Source organism: Streptomyces sp. NBC_01465 (assembly GCF_036227325.1).
In the GTDB taxonomy this organism is placed as follows: domain Bacteria; phylum Actinomycetota; class Actinomycetes; order Streptomycetales; family Streptomycetaceae; genus Streptomyces.
Genome location: NZ_CP109467.1, coordinates 8551627 through 8568371 on the forward strand (window position 1 = coordinate 8551627; position 16745 = coordinate 8568371).

At 67.9% G+C, this 16745-nt stretch carries 15 protein-coding genes and 1 pseudogene; 11 read left to right on the forward strand and 5 right to left on the reverse strand.

Annotated elements, in window-relative coordinates; all coding sequences use genetic code 11:
- Nucleotides 1–121: 121 nt before the first annotated feature.
- The 3 genes and pseudogenes from OG707_RS39650 to OG707_RS39660 all read left to right on the forward strand — a co-directional run.
- Nucleotides 122–706 carry a dihydrofolate reductase family protein gene (locus OG707_RS39650; RefSeq protein ID WP_329126836.1) on the forward strand — a complete coding sequence of 195 codons (585 nt, stop codon included), beginning with the start codon at nt 122–124 and terminating at the stop codon, nt 704–706.
- Nucleotides 703–1116, forward strand: coding sequence for a VOC family protein (locus OG707_RS39655; protein WP_329126838.1), 414 nt, complete (start codon nt 703–705; stop codon nt 1114–1116). The genes OG707_RS39650 and OG707_RS39655 overlap by 4 nt, the downstream gene beginning before the upstream one ends.
- 84 nt (nt 1117–1200) lie before the next feature.
- Nucleotides 1201–1380 (forward strand): annotated as a pseudogene (locus OG707_RS39660) (MSMEG_1061 family FMN-dependent PPOX-type flavoprotein); the annotation flags it as partial.
- Between the two features lie 127 nt (nt 1381–1507).
- Here OG707_RS39660 and OG707_RS39665 read toward each other — a convergent pair.
- Both OG707_RS39665 and OG707_RS39670 read right to left on the reverse strand, forming a co-directional pair.
- On the reverse strand, nt 1508–2335 hold the full coding sequence (locus OG707_RS39665; protein ID WP_329126839.1) for an SCO6745 family protein: 828 nt from the start codon (nt 2333–2335) through the stop codon (nt 1508–1510).
- A gap of 185 nt (nt 2336–2520) precedes the next feature.
- Nucleotides 2521–3243 (reverse strand): GNAT family N-acetyltransferase, encoded by a 723-nt coding sequence (locus OG707_RS39670; protein WP_329126841.1) that lies wholly within the window; start codon nt 3241–3243, stop codon nt 2521–2523.
- 247 nt (nt 3244–3490) lie between these two features.
- Between OG707_RS39670 and OG707_RS39675 the strand changes: the two genes are divergently transcribed.
- Both OG707_RS39675 and OG707_RS39680 read left to right on the forward strand, forming a co-directional pair.
- Nucleotides 3491–3826 (forward strand): LuxR family transcriptional regulator, encoded by a 336-nt coding sequence (locus tag OG707_RS39675; protein WP_329126842.1) that lies wholly within the window; start codon nt 3491–3493, stop codon nt 3824–3826.
- A gap of 40 nt (nt 3827–3866) precedes the next feature.
- A complete protein-coding gene (locus OG707_RS39680) occupies nt 3867–5396 on the forward strand; it encodes an SDR family oxidoreductase (RefSeq protein WP_329126843.1) in 1530 nt (509 codons plus the stop codon).
- 12 nt (nt 5397–5408) lie between these two features.
- Here the strand turns inward: OG707_RS39680 and OG707_RS39685 are convergent, their stop codons facing one another.
- The gene (locus tag OG707_RS39685) at nt 5409–6206 is read right to left on the reverse strand and encodes a GntR family transcriptional regulator (RefSeq protein ID WP_329126845.1); all 798 of its coding nucleotides are present in this window, start codon (nt 6204–6206) and stop codon (nt 5409–5411) included.
- Nucleotides 6207–6421: 215 nt separating this feature from the next.
- The gene (locus OG707_RS39690; protein ID WP_329126846.1) at nt 6422–8425 is read right to left on the reverse strand and encodes a DUF4832 domain-containing protein; all 2004 of its coding nucleotides are present in this window, start codon (nt 8423–8425) and stop codon (nt 6422–6424) included.
- A 210-nt stretch (nt 8426–8635) separates the two neighbouring features.
- On the opposite strand from OG707_RS39690, the gene OG707_RS39695 reads away from it, so the two are divergent.
- The 6 genes from OG707_RS39695 (at nt 8636) to OG707_RS39720 (ending at nt 15997) form a co-directional block, all read left to right on the forward strand.
- The gene (locus tag OG707_RS39695) at nt 8636–9589 is read left to right on the forward strand and encodes a carbohydrate ABC transporter permease (RefSeq protein WP_329126848.1); all 954 of its coding nucleotides are present in this window, start codon (nt 8636–8638) and stop codon (nt 9587–9589) included.
- Between the two features lie 9 nt (nt 9590–9598).
- Nucleotides 9599–10519 (forward strand): carbohydrate ABC transporter permease, encoded by a 921-nt coding sequence (locus tag OG707_RS39700; protein ID WP_329126849.1) that lies wholly within the window; start codon nt 9599–9601, stop codon nt 10517–10519.
- A gap of 72 nt (nt 10520–10591) precedes the next feature.
- Nucleotides 10592–11941, forward strand: coding sequence for an ABC transporter substrate-binding protein (locus tag OG707_RS39705; protein WP_329126851.1), 1350 nt, complete (start codon nt 10592–10594; stop codon nt 11939–11941).
- Between the two features lie 45 nt (nt 11942–11986).
- Complete coding sequence (locus OG707_RS39710; RefSeq protein ID WP_329126852.1) at nt 11987–13489, forward strand: glycoside hydrolase family 36 protein; 1503 nt, start codon at nt 11987–11989, stop codon at nt 13487–13489.
- 90 nt (nt 13490–13579) lie between these two features.
- The gene (locus OG707_RS39715; protein WP_329126854.1) at nt 13580–14737 is read left to right on the forward strand and encodes an ROK family transcriptional regulator; all 1158 of its coding nucleotides are present in this window, start codon (nt 13580–13582) and stop codon (nt 14735–14737) included.
- An 18-nt stretch (nt 14738–14755) separates the two neighbouring features.
- Nucleotides 14756–15997 carry a Gfo/Idh/MocA family protein gene (locus OG707_RS39720; protein WP_329126855.1) on the forward strand — a complete coding sequence of 414 codons (1242 nt, stop codon included), beginning with the start codon at nt 14756–14758 and terminating at the stop codon, nt 15995–15997.
- Here OG707_RS39720 and OG707_RS39725 read toward each other — a convergent pair.
- Nucleotides 15994–16614, reverse strand: a complete 621-nt coding sequence (locus OG707_RS39725) for a hypothetical protein (protein ID WP_329126857.1) — start codon at nt 16612–16614, stop codon at nt 15994–15996. The two genes, OG707_RS39720 and OG707_RS39725, sit on opposite strands and share 4 nt — an antisense overlap.
- Nucleotides 16615–16745: the final 131 nt, after the last annotated feature.

Here is a 16745-nt window from a genome sequence, read left to right on the forward strand (position 1 = left end):
GGCCTCCGGCGCAGCCGGGTTGGTCGAGGCGGACGGCGACATGATCCGATGAGTTTTCCTGTTGCCTGGAGTCCTCCCCTCTGGAATGTCCCCGTTCTATGGAGGAGAGGTGGGAGCCAGGATGAACAATCCGATTCGGCTCTACATGTCGATGTCGCTCGACGGCTTCATCGCCGGTCCGGACGATCGACCGGGCCAGGAGCTCGGACGCGACGGTGGACGCCTCTTCAACTGGCTCGACGACCGGGAATCCGACGGTCCCAGCGGACAGGTCTATCGCGAGGCGCTGGCGACCGGCGCGGTCATCTCCGGCCGACGGACCTTCGAACTCGCCGGTCGCTGGAAGGGCGACCACCACGACGGCGTGCCGATCTTCGTCCTCACCCACCAGGTGGATGACGGGGACGTGCCACCCGGCCACGCGCGCTTCGTCACCGACGTCGAGGACTGTGCCCGTCAGGCTCGCGAGGCTGCCGGGGGCCGGCCGGTCATGGTCCATGGGGCGGGCGCGGCCCGAGCACTTCTCCGGGCGGGGCATATCGACGAGATGGAGATCCACCTGATTCCGGTGCTCCTCGGGGGCGGCCGACGGCTCTTCGACCAGCTGGGCGGTGATCACATCGAACTCGACCTCGTCCGACGGCTCGAGGACCGAGACGTCACGCACCTCCGCTTCCGGGTACGCCGTCCCGAGGAGGCCGCGTGAAGACGCTGTTCGTCTCCTACCGCGTGACCGACCTGGACCGCTCGCTCGGTTTCTACACTGCCTTGGGCTACGTCGAGCTGGGCACGGTCGACGCCGGGAACGGGAGTCATCTCGTGATCCTCGGCTTCCCCGGCGAACCGGCGGCCTCGCTCGAACTGGTCCACCGCCCCGCCGATGGACGCGTCGAAGTGGGCACCGGCTTCGACCACCTCGCGATCCAGGTGGACGCACTGGCCGCCACCCTGGTGCGGCTGACCGGTGCCGGCCTGGAGCCGGGACCCGTTCAATATCCGGGAGGGCCTCACGGCCCGAAGACATCGTGGCTCGCCGACCCGGACGGCTACCGGATCGAGTTGGTGGAGTGGCCGCCCGGACATCCCGGCGGCATCACCGCAGCGGACTTCTCCTGAGCGGGCCACGAATCATCGCACCAGGGCCCGGTCTGCGAGAGATCAACCGCCGGGCGGTCTCCGTCCTTAGGGCGGAGAGGATGTCAACCGCACTGCCCCAAGTCGCTCCTGCGCAGCGGGGCCTGGAAGCCGGAGCAGTGGCTTTCGGTGGACGCCCAGCCGGCATCGGCCGAGGTGACGCCGGCCCAAATGCGCATGCCGGAATTGACGATCGCCGACATCAAGCAGGCTGAGGCGGACTCCCTGAAGTACCGCTACGAGTAACGGGCCGGCCTGGCGAGGGTGGCCGCGGGCAGCGGCCCGGACGGAGATGCACGGGCGCTGGTGCACCCCTGCTCGGGTGACGGCCCCATCCGGCAGGCGTGCTCTCCGGTAGGCCGGTCCCTGCTCGTTACTGTGACCCTGCGGCCACGACCGTTGCTGTGATGGGTTCGAGGCGGGTGACCAGCTCGTCGAGTTCGGCGGGGGACAGGGCGTCGTAGGGCGGGGCCGCGAGCTGGTCGGTCAGGACTTCGATACGTTGCTGGGTCTCGCGGCCGGCGCTGGTGAACCGGCCGTCGGCGCCGACGAGACCACGCTCGCGCAAGCCACCCATCACCGCGGCCAGCCGCTCCTTCGGCAGGTGATGGATGCGTCCGAACGACTCGGCCGGGTGGATGCCCTGCGCCAGCGCGGAGAACACGTGGGCTTCCGTGCCACCGATGCGCGCGCCGACGAGAGCGGCGATGTGTCCGTCGCAACGGTGCTCGCGCAGCATCGTGGCGGAATGCCACAACCGGGCGACTGGGTCGCTGGGCACCGGAAGGGTGCGCATCCCGGCGTACATCACCCGGCCTTCGGTGGGGGCGCCGGTCGCGGCTTTGGCGGTCAGGTCGGCAGCGCGCACCAGGCCCGGATCCTCGGCGAGTTCTGCGCCGAGGATCCGCCGTAGGGAGGCAGCACTGCCGCGCTCGCGCGCAGCGATGGATGCCTCGGGCGGGATCGTCGCCCACGCACTCGGGATGTGCCGCGCGGCCTCCCCGTCGGCAAAACTGTAGAAGGCCGCGTGCACGACCTGCGCCGGCACGCGCCCCAAAGGGGCTGCACGGCTGGCGAAATAGCCGTCCCAGTAGGTGCGGTGGCCGAGCGCGGCCAGTTCCCGGTTGCACTCCTCGGCGAGGAAGGTGACCAGGCAGATCGGCTCCAGGAGCTCGTACATGCGGCGGGCGGTGTGAGTCATGGCCCACATCATGCCTGCGGTCGCGCCCCGTGGAGTGGTACGAGCCGCGCGGTCAGCACGTCCCTCGTCGGCGCGCTGATCGCCGACGGCCGGGCTGCTGTAAACGGCCGCCGGGTCGGGATCCGGCCCCGCCTGCGCGGAAATCGGCGCCCGGACTGGCGCTCCGCCGCGGAGTACGCGTGCCGCTATCCGGTGGCCCCAGTCCGGCGCAGGTCGGCGAGCGCGTGGCGTTGGAGACCCTGATCGTCGAAGTTGTCCGGGGCGAGCCAAGCCTCGAAGGCCCGCTTGACGACGGGCCACTCGATGTCGATCACGGAGTACCAGGCGGTGTCGCGGTTGCGGCCCTTGTAGACGACCGCCTGCCGGAAAATGCCTTCGAAGGTGAAGCCGAGGCGTTCGGCCGTGGTGCGTGACGGTGCGTTGAGGCTGTCGCACTTCCACTCGTAGCGTCGGTAGCCGAGGTCCTCGAAGACGTACCGCATGGCCAGGAACTGGGCTTCCGTCGAGATTGGCTTGCGCTTCATGCGCGGGGAGAACATCACGTTGCCGATCTCGACCACACCGTGGGCGGGGTCCTGCCGCATCAGCGAGAGGGTTCCGACGGCTGTGCTGTCGGCGAGGCTGATGACCGCGTAGTGCCGCGGGTCACTACTTGCTGCTGCTTCTTCGGCATAGCGACGGTAATCCTGCGGGTTCTCGAACGGCCCGGCGAACATGTACGTCCATGCCCCCTGGTCCGGCTCGCTGCGGTTGGCCGCATACAGATCGGCGGCATGCCGGTTGGCGTTCAACGGCTCCAGTCGGCAATGGTCGCCCTTGAGCACGATCTCGGCGGGCAGCGGTCGTGGCGACCAGCCGGGCACGGGGGCGCCGATGGGCTGGTCGTACTCATTGACGGGCTGGGACATGGGGCTCCTCGAATGGCATGGGCTGTGAAGGCAGCCCGACGCATGCATCAGCCGGCCTCGATCCGGCCCTGAAAATCTTTGAGGTGCGGAGCCGTGTAGTCATCACTAGCCAGTCTCGTCCCGCTTCGCAAACGGGCCGAAGCTGTGGTGGGCGATCGAGGCTTCGGCCACATCACACGCGGCGAACAAGCGGTACGCGTCGGTGCACCGGGTGCGGTGGGCGGGAGCGGTGCCTAGGGTTTCGTGCATGGAGACCAATTCGCTGGGTCCCTTGGCGGACGCTTTGTTGGCCGAGGCGCGCGCCGGGGCGCATGGCAGGCGCAGCGCGCGGACGGTGTACGGGGGGAATGGCAGCGCCCTGGCCCAGACGATGATCGCGTTGTTGTCGGGCAGCAGCCTGTCCGACCATGAGAATCCCGGTCATGCCACCGTGCTGGTGGTACGTGGGCGGGTGCGGCTCACCGCTGGGGAGGTGCTCGGCGAGGGCACACCCTTTGAACTGCTCGCGGTGCCGGAGGCCGTACACGGCCTGGAGGCGGTGGAAGACTCGGTGATCTTGCTGACCGTCGCTCGCCAGATCTGAGAGGGCGCGCCCAGAGCGGGCCCACGAAGCGGAGTCATCCTTGACCCTCAACGCCGCCCCCAGTCGCCCCCTGCGTTGTCTGGTCACTGGTGCGACCGGATACATCGGCGGCCGGCTGGTGCCCGAACTGCTGGACGCCGGACACCGAGTGCGGTGCGTGGCACGCACTCCAGGGAATCTGCGGGACCATCCTTGGGCGGGCCGCGTCGAGGTCGTTCGCGGCGATGTGACCAAGGCGTCCTCCCTCGCGGACGCGATGGCGGGCATCGACGTGGCCTACTACCTGGTTCATGCACTCGGAACCGGCCCTGGCTTCGAGGAGACCGATCGTCTGGCCGCGCGGAACTTCGCCGAGCGGGCCCGGGCCGCAGGCGTCCGACGGATTGTCTACCTGGGCGGCCTCGTTCCGGCAGGACTCCCGGAGAACGAGCTCTCTCCGCACCTTCGCTCACGTGCCGAAGTGGGCAGGATCCTCCTCGATTCAGGGGTCCCGACCGCCGTGCTGCGCGCCGCGGTGATTGTCGGATCCGGATCCGCGTCCTTTGAGATGCTGCGCTATCTCACGGAACGACTGCCCATCATGATCACGCCGAGCTGGGTGCGGACCCGGATCCAGCCCATCGCCGTCCGTGACGTCCTGCGCTATCTCGTGGGGTGCGCCGCGCTGCCGGACAGTGTCAATCGCAGCTTCGACATCGGTGGTCCCGACGTCATCACCTATCGGGACATGATGCGCCAGTACGCCACAGTCGCCGGCCTGCCGCATCGCCTCATCGTGCCCGTACCGGTCCTGACGCCGCGCTTGTCCAGCCACTGGATCGGACTGGTCACTCCCGTCCCCCGCTCGATCGCCAGGCCGCTCGCCGAATCGTTGCGGCATGAAGTCGTCTGCGACGAACACGACATCGCCCAGTACGTGCCCGATCTCCCCGGCCGGCCGCTGCCCTTCACGCGGGCTCTCGAACTCGCGCTCCGGAAGGTCCAAGACGCCCAGGTCGCCACCCGTTGGTCCTCCGCGGCCCTGCCCGGCGCACCGAGCGACCCATTGCCCACAGATCCCGACTGGGCCGGCGGCAGCCTGTACACGGATCGTCGTGAGCGGACCGTGGACGTCTCGACGCAGGATCTGTGGCGCGTCATCGAGGGCATCGGAGGTGACAACGGTTGGTACTCCTTCCCGCTGGCCTGGGCTGTGCGGGGCTGGTTGGACCGCCTTGTCGGCGGCGTCGGGCTGCGCCGCGGCCGACGCGACGCACTCTCTTTGAGAGTGGGGGACTCGCTCGATTTCTGGCGTGTCGAAGAGATCGAGCCAGGTCGTCTGCTGCGGTTGCGCGCGGAAATGCGACTACCCGGTCTCGCCTGGCTCGAGATGGGCGCGGATCGCGATGTCCATGGCCGTACGCGCTACTGGCAGCGGGCCGTCTTCCATCCCCGCGGATTGCTCGGGCACGCGTACTGGTGGAGCGTCGCCCCTTTCCATTCCGTCGTCTTCGGCGGTATGGCGCGCAACATCACCCGGGCCGCGACCCAGGCGGCGGGGGCCGATGGAGCTCGTCAGGCCCGCCCCTGAGCGGCGGGTCGGTCAACAGGTGGTTTGACGGGCCGCCGATGGTCCGGTGCGTACTGGCGTCTCATATTCGAGCGTGATGGTTTGCCACGTGTCGGTGAAGCCGATGTCGGTGAGAGTCAGCAGGCGCCCCTGCTGATCATGCAGGTATCGGCGGATGCTGATCGGTGGCTGGGCCGCGAAGGCATGAGGTGGTGCACTGCGGGTGAAAGTGACTGCTTCGCGGGCGACAGCGGAGAGTCCCGCGCGGTCCATCCACAGGTCGAGCAGCATCAGGTCGGGGGCGGTGACCGGCAGTGGCCTCCTGAGATAACGGGCAAGCTCTGGAACGGCTCTGATGCAGTGGGCGGTGAAGTAGGTGACGGTGTCGTGCATGCTCTCGCCCGCTGCGTTGAGCGTTCGGTGATGGTGGATCAGCGTCCTCTGTCCGGGTGAGAGTTCCAGGATCAGGGCCAGGTCGGGTGGAACGGACGCGGCGAAGACACGTCCCTCGCCGGTTCCGGGAGCGAAGGCAAGGAGTGCGGGGGGCTGCGCCCTGCCGGTCCGCTGATCGCCGGTGTGTGATTCCTCGGGGGACCGGTACCCGGTCGCATGGGTGCCGCGCCGGTCGGTGACCACTAAGCCCTGTTCTCGCAGGAGTTGCAGTGCGGCCCTGATGGTCTGACGGTTGACGCCGAATGTCGTGGCGAGGGTCCGTTCCGCCGGAAGGCTGGAATGAGCTGCGATGCTGCCGTCTTTCATCTCTTGGGCGAGGTGCGCGGCTATCCGTTGGTAGGTGGGCAGGGAAGCGCGCCGGGGACCGAGGTGTGGCACGGGACCTCTCTCACATTGCAGGTACGGACGGTAACTGTGTGTGCGGAATGCGCAACGAACCTAACATTGGTCTATACCTTTGCGGAAGAGGTAACGCTCGGCGGGCACCGGCCTGCGGCGAAGTGCCCGTCGCGGACTTCACGGCCGCGGGTACGGGCGGCGGCGTCGGTTCCGGGTCGAGGGGCGACGCCGCCGCAGTGTGGTGGGGTACGGGATCAGCTCACGGTGATCTTGTCGATGTCCGGTGCCCAGCCGGAGGGGTTGGCGATCGTGAGGGTGTTGTTTGTGCCCGCGCTCAGATTCATGCTCACCGTTGTCGTTCCGGGGGTGGTCCAGTCGGTGGTCGGGCTGAAGTCGACGGTCTGGGGAGTGCCGCCATTGGCTTTGACCGTGGCGGTGCGTGAGGCCTGGGAGGCGTAGTGGAGGGTGATGACGTGTGTGCCGCCGGTTCCGCCGTCGACGTGGTTGAAGGTGAGGGTGGCGCCGTTGCCGATGTAGCCGACCTTGCTGCCGCCCGAGCAGCCGTCACAGGTGGCGGTGGCGGCGCCGCCGGTGAGTGTGTTGGCCGGGGCTTCGGCTTCGTAGCTCGTCGGACCGGGGGTCTGGCCCGAGCCGACGGTCATCCCGCCCAGATCGAGCCATCCGTCGCTGTTCTGGCCGGTGTTGGCGAAGCGAAGCTTCTTGGCGTTGGGGCTGATGGTCTCCAGCGGGTTCTTGACCTTCATGACGAGCTGGTAGCCGCCGGTGTTCAGCCCGGAGAGGTCGACGGACGTGTCGAAGTACTGGGGATAGCCGTAGTCGAGGTAGGTGGGGTCGGATCCCACTCCCCAGTCCGGGAATGCGCGGATCTTGGTGGGCATGACTTTGCGCAGGTCCCAGGGTGTGTCCCAGGTCTTGACGACGTTGCCTGGCGAGTCCTTGAGGCCGAGGCTGACCGTCCAGGGGTAGTAGAACGGTGCGACACCGGTGTTGGCGATCTGCACGCCGACCTTGGTGGTGCCCTGTGCGGTGTCGTGGAAGTAGGCGTTCTTGACGCTGAGGTTGTAGCCCATCAGCCGTACTGCGGCTGCCACGTTGGGATCGGTGGGGGAGTAGCCGGAGCTGCCCTCATTGATCTTCCAGGTGGTGTGTTCGAGTTCGATGCACGCCTTCATGTTGTCCACGGAGCCGGAACCGCCGGGCCAGGCGTTGAAAGCGGTGGACTGGATCTCGGGGCGTACCTCGCCGCCCATCGATGCCGTGGTCCACCGGTTCTCGACTCCGTGCTCGACGGCTTTCTGTAGTTGTGCCCAGGGGGCTCCGCCCATGGACTGCGGCAGGGTGACGCCTTGCGCGGGGTCGCCCTCGCGGTAGCAGAAGGAGTCGTCGTGATAGCCGATGGCCGGCAGGCTGTCGGCGGCTCCGCCCGCGGAGTCGGCGTAGCGCAGTTCCAATCTGGTGTGGGTGAACGCGCTGTTGTACGCGTTGATGATCTCAGCGGCGTGGGCGTCGGTGGGCATGTAGTTGGGGTACGAGTCGCTGGTGGTGTCGGTGTCGTAGGGCCAGGTGTGCCACTCGCCCCACAGTCCGATCAGGCCCAGGTGGATGTAGCCCAGGCGCGGATCGCCGTCGTAGCGTGCGCCGAAGGCGGCGATGAAGTTCTTGAGGGCGTCCAGCAGATAGGGGCTGTTGTAGTCGGGGCTGGTGGTGTTCCAGTAGGCGTTGGTGCGGTTGTCGACGTGCCCGGCGAAACAGGGCGGGATGGCGTTGGCGGGGTGGCTGCCTGTGCCTCCGGGGTACTCCATGTACAGGCGGATCGCGGCCTGGTTCCCCGCCGCGGCAATCGCGTTGAGCGTGCTGTCCAGGGCGTCCCAGTTGTAGTCGCCGCAGTTGGAAGCGTTGTCCATGACTTCTGACAGGCCGAAGTAGCCCCACGTCAGCGAGTGCGGGTAGCCCGTGTTCTGGTCGCTGCCGGGCTGGTAGAAGCGCGCGAATCCCTTGAGCGGGTTGTCCAGCGGCGCGTCCCCGGCGGCCAGGGCGTGGGCGGGGAGCGTGGGGTCCGGGCTCGGGCCGGGCGCGGGGCGGTCGGGAGCGCCCTGCGCGGATGCGATCCGTGGACTGCCCGTGGCGGTGGGGGCGGTACGGGCACCGGCGGGGAGCGCTGTCAGGGCTACCGCGAGGGCCGCGGCACAGAGAGCGGTGAGCAGCTCTCGGCCGCGTCTGGACGTGAACGTGCGCATGGTCAACCTCCGTAGGGGCGACTGCAGTTGGACAGCCCGGCGGCCGGGGCGAAGCCGGGTCGGCATGGGGTGGGCCATCACTGCAGGACATGGCCGGATCTCGTTCTGTTGTGCGCCAGCATTGACAAAGTTTCACTGGTGCACATCAATATGTGTGCACAGCGCTCCACTGGCAAGAGGTGCGGCGCAGATCTCTTCGGAGGCGTAACCATGGGCGCCAACACGACAGTTGCGCCGCCGCGCCGACGCGTCGGCATCCGCACGGAGAAGAAGGGAGGCGCCGGACGGCCTCGCAAAGTCCGCGACGACCGCAGGGCGGCCTGGCTGTTTCTGGTTCCGGCCCTGGCCGGTTTCGGGTTGTTCTATGCGTACCCGACGGTGCGCGGTGTCTACTACTCGCTCACCGACTACAGCCTGCTGGGCGCACCGAACTTCACCGGCACGGACAACTACCGGCACCTGATAGGCGACGAGCAGTTCTGGAACGCGCTCAAGGTCACCGGGTACTACGTCGCGCTCAACATCGTTTCGCAGACCGTCCTGGCCCTCGGCCTCGCGACTCTGATGCACCGGCTGACCCGCTCGGTCGCACTGCGCGCCATGCTGCTCGTCCCCTGGCTGGTGCCCAACGTCTCCGTCGGCCTGCTGTGGATGTGGATGCTCGATGCCAATCTCGGCTTCGTCAACCACATCCTCGACGCACTCGGCATGGGGACCACCGGCTTCCTCACCTCACCGACGTGGGCGATGCCCACCGTCGCCGGCATCAACACCTGGGCCTACACCGGATACACGGCACTGCTCCTGTACGCCGGGATGCTGCAGATCCCCCAACACCTCTACGAGAGCGCGACCTTGGACGGAGCGGGGGAGTGGCGCATGTTCACCCGCATCACCCTGCCGCTGCTGCGCCCGGTCCTGGCTTTGGTGCTGGTGGTCTCCCTGATCGGCTCGTTCCAGATCTTCGACACGATCGCCGTCACCACCAAGGGCGGCCCGGTCAGTTCCACACGGGTCATCTACTTCTATATCTACGAACAGGCCTTCACGAACTTCCACATGGGCTACGCCTCGGCGATCGCCGTGGTCCTCGCGCTGCTGCTCGGCGTACTGACCGCAGTACAGATGCGCCTGCTGCGTGCTTCCCGCTCGGACCTGGCCTGAGGAGTGACCATGACCCAAGAGCGCATCCGCATCCGCATCCGCACCCGTGCCCGCGCCCGCCTCTCACCGGGCCGAGTGGCCGCCTGGGCGGTGATGATCGCCGTACTGGTGGCGACGGTCTTCCCCTTCTACTGGATGATCCGCACCGCCCTGACGCCGGCGGCCGACATCTACTCCGATTCCACCGGCCTCGTCCCGCACCACCCCACCATGATCAACTTTCTGCGGGTGCTGGGGCTGACCAGTCAGGAGGAGGCGCGGGCCGCCGGCGGCTCGGGTGCGCAGGTGGACTTCCTGCGCTACCTGCTCAACTCCGTGGTCTACAGCGGTCTGATCGCCGTCCTGCAGACGCTGTTCTGCGCGATGGCCGGCTACGCCTTCGCCCGGCTGCGCTTCCCCGGCAGGGACGCGGTCTTCGGCGTGCTCATCGCCGCACTCATGGTTCCGCCGATCTTCACCGTGCTGCCCAACTTCGTCCTGGTGAAGGACCTCGGCTGGATGAACACCTTCGCGGGCATGGTGGCTCCGAGCGTGCTCATGACGCCCTTCGCGGTGTTCTTCCTGCGGCAGTTCTTCCTCTCCATCCCCCGCGAGGTGGAAGAGGCGGCCGTCCTCGACGGGGTGGGCGCCTGGGGCATCTTCTGGCGGGTCGTCATGCCCATGAGCCGCGGACCGCTCATCACCATCGGGCTCACCACCACGGTGTGGGCCTGGAAGGACTACCTCTGGCCGCTGCTGACCGGTCGTGAGGAAGAGACCCGCGTACTGACCGTCGCACTCGGCATCTTCCAGCAGCAGTCGCCCAACACCCAGCCCGACTGGACCGGACTGATGGCCGGATCGGCGCTCTCCGTCCTGCCCGTCCTCGTCCTGCTGATCGTGTTCGGCCGACGGCTCGTCGAATCGCTCAACTTCACCGGCATCAAGTAGCGCCGGCGTCTCCGCGAACAGCACCGCTCTCAGCAACTCCTGCGTCATTCCGATCCAGAGAGGTCACTCACGATGAGATCCACCCACCTGCGGGCCGGCGCGGCCCTGCTCTGCCTGGCCGCCACCTCCACCCTCGTCTCCTGCGGGAGCTCCGACGACACGGCCGACGGGCGTACGACCCTGAACTACTGGCTGTGGGACGACAAGCAACTGCCCGCCTACCAGGACTGCGCGACCGCCTTCCACAAGGCCAACCCCGACATCACCGTCAAGATCACGCAGACCGCCTGGGCGCAGTACTGGCAGAACCTCACCACCCAGCTGACCGCCGGTGAGGCCCCGGACGTGTGGACCGACCAGAGCACCTACTATCCGCAGTTCGCCGCCAGCAACCAGCTCATGGACCTGCAGCCCCTGGTGGACCGGGACAAGGTGGATCTGACTGCCTACCAGGCAGGCCTCGTCGGCACCTGGGTCAAGGACGGCAAGCGCTACGGGCTGCCGAAGGACTGGGACACCATGGCCCTCGTCTACAACACCACCATGCTCAAAGCCCAGGGTGTGGATGCCGCCCAGCTGAAGGACCTGACCTGGAACCCCTCCGACGGCGGCACTCTCGAGCAGGCGATCGCCAAGGCCACCGTCGACTCCAAGGGCCGCAACGGCCTGGATCCCGCCTTCGACAAGAATCACGTGAAGACCTACGGGTTCCTCGCCGAGTGGAACGACGGGTCCCAGGGCCAGAACGGCTGGGGCGATCTCGCCGCCTCGAACGGCTTCACCTACCTGGACAAGAACCCCTGGGGCACGCACTACAAGTACGACGACCCCAAACTCGCCGAGACCATCGCCTGGTTCAAGCACCTGATCGACAAGGGCTACACGCCCCGCCTCGACAAGCAGTCCACCGTCGCCAACTCCGAACTGCTGATCGCGGGCAAGGGCGCCATGACGGTGGCGGGCTCCTGGACCATCTCCACCTTCACCGACCCGAAGGTGCAGCAGAAGCTCGCCTTCGCGCCGCTGCCCACCGGTCCGCAGGGCCGCAAGAGCGCCATCAACGGCCTGTCGGACGCCATCTGGTCCGGCACCAAGCACAAGGAACAGGCCTGGAAGTGGGTCAAGTTCCTCGCCTCGCCCGACTGCCAGAACCTGGTCGCCGACCGGGCCGTCGTCTTCCCCGCGCTCAAGAGCGCCACGCAGAAGGCGCTCGCCGTACACAAGGCAAAGGGCCACGACGTGAGCGTCTTCACCGATGCGGCCGCCGCGAAGAACGGCACCTTCATGCTGCCCGTCACCGACCACGGAACCGAGATCAATCCCCTCGTCCAGGACGCCATCCAGTCGGTGATGCTCGGCCGGGCGCAGCCCGACGCAGCGCTCAAGGACGTCAACGACAAGGTCAACGGCCTGTTCAAGTAGTCGCTCGCCCCCTTTCGTTCACCCCTTCCTCACGCAAGGAGATCCATGGTCCAGCTCCTGGAACTCGGCGGGCGCACTGTCGCCGTCGAGCTCGAAGGCGACGCACCGCCCGAAGCCGTCGACGGCGGACTGCTGCTGCCCCCGGGCAGGGTGGCCCTGCTGCACGGGCTGGGAGACGACGCGCACTTCTACCGCCACGGACACAACTCCTGGAGTCCGTGCGGTTGGCGCCGGCTCACCGAAACCCCGTTGCGCATCGAGAGCGCGGAACGCCGCCTCACTGCCGACGACACCGTGTGGGACGACCCCGCCCGCCACCACTCCTCCGCCGTTGCCGCCCTCCAGGGAGCCGACGGGCAGGTGCTGCTGCTCGGCGCGCTCGGCCTCGACATAGCGCGCCTGACCGCGGACGGGAACACCCTGGCAGGGTGGTACGAGCGCGAAGGTGCGCCGTGGTTCCTGGCGTACGGCAGCGAGGAGGAGGTTTTCGCCGCCTACGCCCGCCACCTCGCCACCCGCCTGGGGCGCAGCGGCAAGCGCGCGGGCAATGTCTGGTGCAGTTGGTACGCGTACTACGAGAACATCACCGAGGAACAGCTCACGAAGGACATCACCGCACTGCGCGGCCTGCCCTTCGACGTCGTCCAGGTCGACGACGGCTGGGAACACCTGGTGGGCGACTGGGAACCCAACGCCAAATTCCCCTCCGGGATGCGCGCCCTGGCCGACCGGATCACGGACGCGGGACTGCGCCCCGGTCTGTGGATCGCCCCCTTCATCCTCCACCCCGCCTCCCGCACCGCCCGGGAGCGGCCGGACCTGCTGCTGCGCGACGACCGGGGCGATCCGGTGGTCGCCGGCCACAACTGGGGCACCGGGTACTGGGCGCTCGACCTGACCAGGCCCGCAGCGCAGGACCACCTGCGGGAGATGATCCGACGGGTCGTCCACCAGTGGGGTTTCACCTATCTCAAGCTCGACTTCATCGGTGCCGGTGCGGCTCCGGGAGCGCGCCTCGTCGACATGGGCCGGGAGGAGACGTACCGGCTCGGACTGCGGATCATCAGGGAAGAAGCGGGCGCGGACGCCTATCTGCTCGCCAGCGGCGCCCCGCTTCTGCCGTCACTCGGTCTGGCCGACGGCATCCGCTCCGGCCCCGACGTCGCCCCGCTGTGGGAGCACTACGCGACACAGGACCCCTCCGACGCGCTGGCCCGCAACGCCGTCGTGAACACCCTGCACCGGCTGTGGCAGACGCCGCTGGTGGAGGTGGACCCGGACGTCGTCTACTTCCGAAGCCGCCTCAACCTGCTGACCGAGCAGCAGCAGGCATGGCTCCGCGACCTCGCCGACGTGTGCGGCTTCCGGGCGATCTCCGATCCGCCCGGGTGGCTGCACCCCGACGAACTCGAGGCGATGACCGCGTACTTGACCGTACGACCGCAGGTGCGCAGGCTCGGCCGCTACCGGTTCGCGCTCGACGGACGCGAGGTGGACTTCACCGCAGCGGTCTCACCCGATGCGGAACAGCGCTATCCGATTGCGTGACCTCGACAGCCCGCACGACACCACCATGAGTTAGTAAACTGCTCAGCATTATCCAGCGGCGGGCACCGGAACCTCATCAGGGAGCACCACATGACGACGACCGGAACAGATCTGTCCCGGATGCGCGAGATGAACCAGCTGTTGATCGTGGGGGCGCTGCGCGGAAACCCGCCCTCGACGGTCACCGAGCTCGCGGGCAGAGCCGGTCTGTCGCGTCCTGCCGTGGACGTACTGGTGCAGACCCTGGTCACCGACGGCTGGGCGGAAGTCGAGGAGCCGGGAGCCAGCAGCGTGGTGGGGCGCCCCGCCCGCCGCTTCCGGTTCCGGGCCGACGCCGGCCACGTGCTCGGCATCGACATCGGCGTCCACAAGGTCCTGGTCGTCCTGAGCGACCTCGAGGGCAACCTGGTGAAATCCGTACGCCGCCCGACAGACCCCGAGGCCGCGCCCCAAGCGCGTCTCGCGGACGTGGACCGCGTCATCGACGAGGTGCTCCGGGACGTCGGCATGACACCGGCCGACATCTGGGCGGTGACGGTCGGAGTGACAGGTCCGGTCGACGCCAGCGGCCGCACCAGCCTGTCCACACCGCTCCCCGGATGGCAGACCACAGACCCCGCCGCGCACCTCGCGACCCGCTTCCCCTGCCCGATCCAGGTAGAGAACGACTGCAAACTCGCCGCCGTCGCGGAACGCTGGAAAGGAGTCGCACAGGACGCCGACGACATCGTCTTCCTGCTGGCAGGCCTGCGTACCGGAGCCGGACTGATCCTCGACGGGACCCTGCGCCGCGGGCACGGAGGCGCCGCCGGAGAAATCGGCGCGCTCAAGGCCGTGCGCTGGCTCACCGCCCCGAGCCATCTCGAAACCTGCCCCGGCGTACCCGCCACTGCTGCTCCTGGCGAGGCAGCGGCCTGGGTGTTCGAGGCGGCCCGCGACGGCGACCGGGATGCGAAAGCCGCAGTCCGGCGCTACACCCGTGACCTCGCCGTGGGCCTCGCCGCCCTGGTGCTCGCGCTGGACCCCCAAGTCGTCGTCTACGGAGGCGGGTTCTCCCGCTCCGCCGACGTCATCATCGAATCCCTCCACCGTGAACTCGCCAAGCACTGCCTACGGCTGCCCGAACTGCGTACCTCCACCCTCGGCGACGAAAGCGTCGCCCTGGGAGCCGTACGACTGGCACTCGACGAGGTCGACAGCCGCCTCCTGAGCGATTTCCTTGCGGCTCCCACCGCCCCCCGCAGATAGCAACGAAGGGACAGCCCAGTGATCGACCATTCCCAGGCCCCGGGATCCGAACTGCGCGTCGGAGTGGTCGGTGTCGGACAGCGTGCGCCCCTGGCGACGCTGGCGAACCGTACGGGAACGGCCAAGATCGTGTCCTGTGCCGATCCCAGCTCCAGAGGGCAGGACGACGCGAGACACCTCTTCGGAGCGGACGTCGCGATACGCGACCGGTACGAGCAGATGCTCGACGACGGCCTGGACGCGGTCTTCGTCCTCACCCCCGACCATCTCCACACGCAGCCCGCGCTGTTCTTCCTCGAAGCCGGAGTCGCGGTGTTCGTGGAGAAACCCCTCGCGATCACCGTCGCCGACTGCGACGCGCTGCTGGCGGCCGCCCACCGCTCCCGCAGCCGGCTGTACGTAGGCCACAACCTGCGCCACCTGCCGATGCTGCGGCGCATGCGGGAGCTCATCGACAGCGGCGCGATCGGCAGGGTGCGCGCCGTGTGGTGCCGCCACTTCGTCGGCCACGGCGGGGACTTCTACTTCAAGGACTGGCACGCGGAGCGGGCCAACACCACCGGACTGCTGCTGCAGAAAGGCGCACACGATCTCGACGCCATCCACTGGCTCGCCGGAGGCTACACACGCAGCGTCTCCGCGCAGGGCACCCTCGCGGTCTACGGCAACAACCCGCGCCGCACAGCGCCGGCCCCGCCGGACCAGCGGATGCCCGACTGGTTCGACCCTGCCATCTGGCCACCCTCCGCACTGCGCGACCTGAACCCCGTCATCGACGTCGAAGACCTCAGCATGATGCTCGGCCGGCTCGACAACGGAGTGCTCACCAGCTACCAGCAGTGCCATTTCACCCCCGACTACTGGCGCAACTACACCGTCATAGGCGACGAGGGCCGCCTGGAGAACTTCGGCGACGGCGTCGACGGCGACCCCGCGACGATCAACGTCTGGAACCACCACCGCTCCGGCTACCGCCGCGACGCCGACCTCTCCGTCTCCATCCCCACACCACCGGACGGACTGCACGGAGGCGCAGACGCGGCTCTCGTCGACGAGTTCCTGCGTTTCGCCGCCACCGGAGGCCCGACCGAGACCTCACCAGTGGCCGCACGCGAGGCGGTCGCCACTGCCGCGGCGGCAACGACATCGCTGCGCTCGAACGGCACAACCGTCGAGGTCCCCGAACTCGATCCGGAACTCGTGCGCTACTTCGACCGCCCCATCAGCCGCGCCAACAACCCTGCGGGGCAACACACCTAGTCCGAGACGAGGACGGTAAGCCATTCCGCTTCACGCGCCCGGTATCCGTTACGGTCCCTCAGCCCGGACACGATCGCCGCGACATGGCCGGCTCCGTAGACGACGGCCACCCGGATCGGTTCGCTGCTGCGCTCCGCGTGGATCTCACTGAGCGCGTCGAGCAACCGCCGGTCGCGCCGGTCGGTCATCGCGTGCTCCACCGGGTTGTCGGCCATCTCCTCCGCCCGCAGCGTCGAGGGCAGATCCTCGACGACCTGGTCCTCGTGGAAGAAGGCGCGCGGGCCGCGCAGCGCGAACACCAGGCCCATGACCGGGGCAGCGACCATGAGGAGTATGTACGTCCATCGCGGAAGCGCCTTCAGGTCCGAGATCGCCTCCGCCGCGGTCACATCCGGGTTGATCACCGGCACATCTTTGGGAAGCAGCAGTTCGTCGCGCTGTTCCTGGAGGCCATTGCGTCTTCGGCGGGGTGCGAACCGGTAGGCCAGCGTGAGGGCACTCACTCCGGCCGATTTCCCTCGGATTCCCTCGAGGACGATGAGGTCGCACTCCCGGAGCCTGAGGCGGACCTGGGAGTAGAAGGTCGGCGAAGCCACATGCAGCATCGGGAAGATCACGAACTCAAGTGGTGTCTCTTTCCGCCGCATAGTGATCACAGCAGATCTGATGGCATAACCGGTTACCTCGACGATTTGCATGGTCCCCCCGCGCTCCTCGCCCGACATTCTGACCGCCCGTACCAGGACAC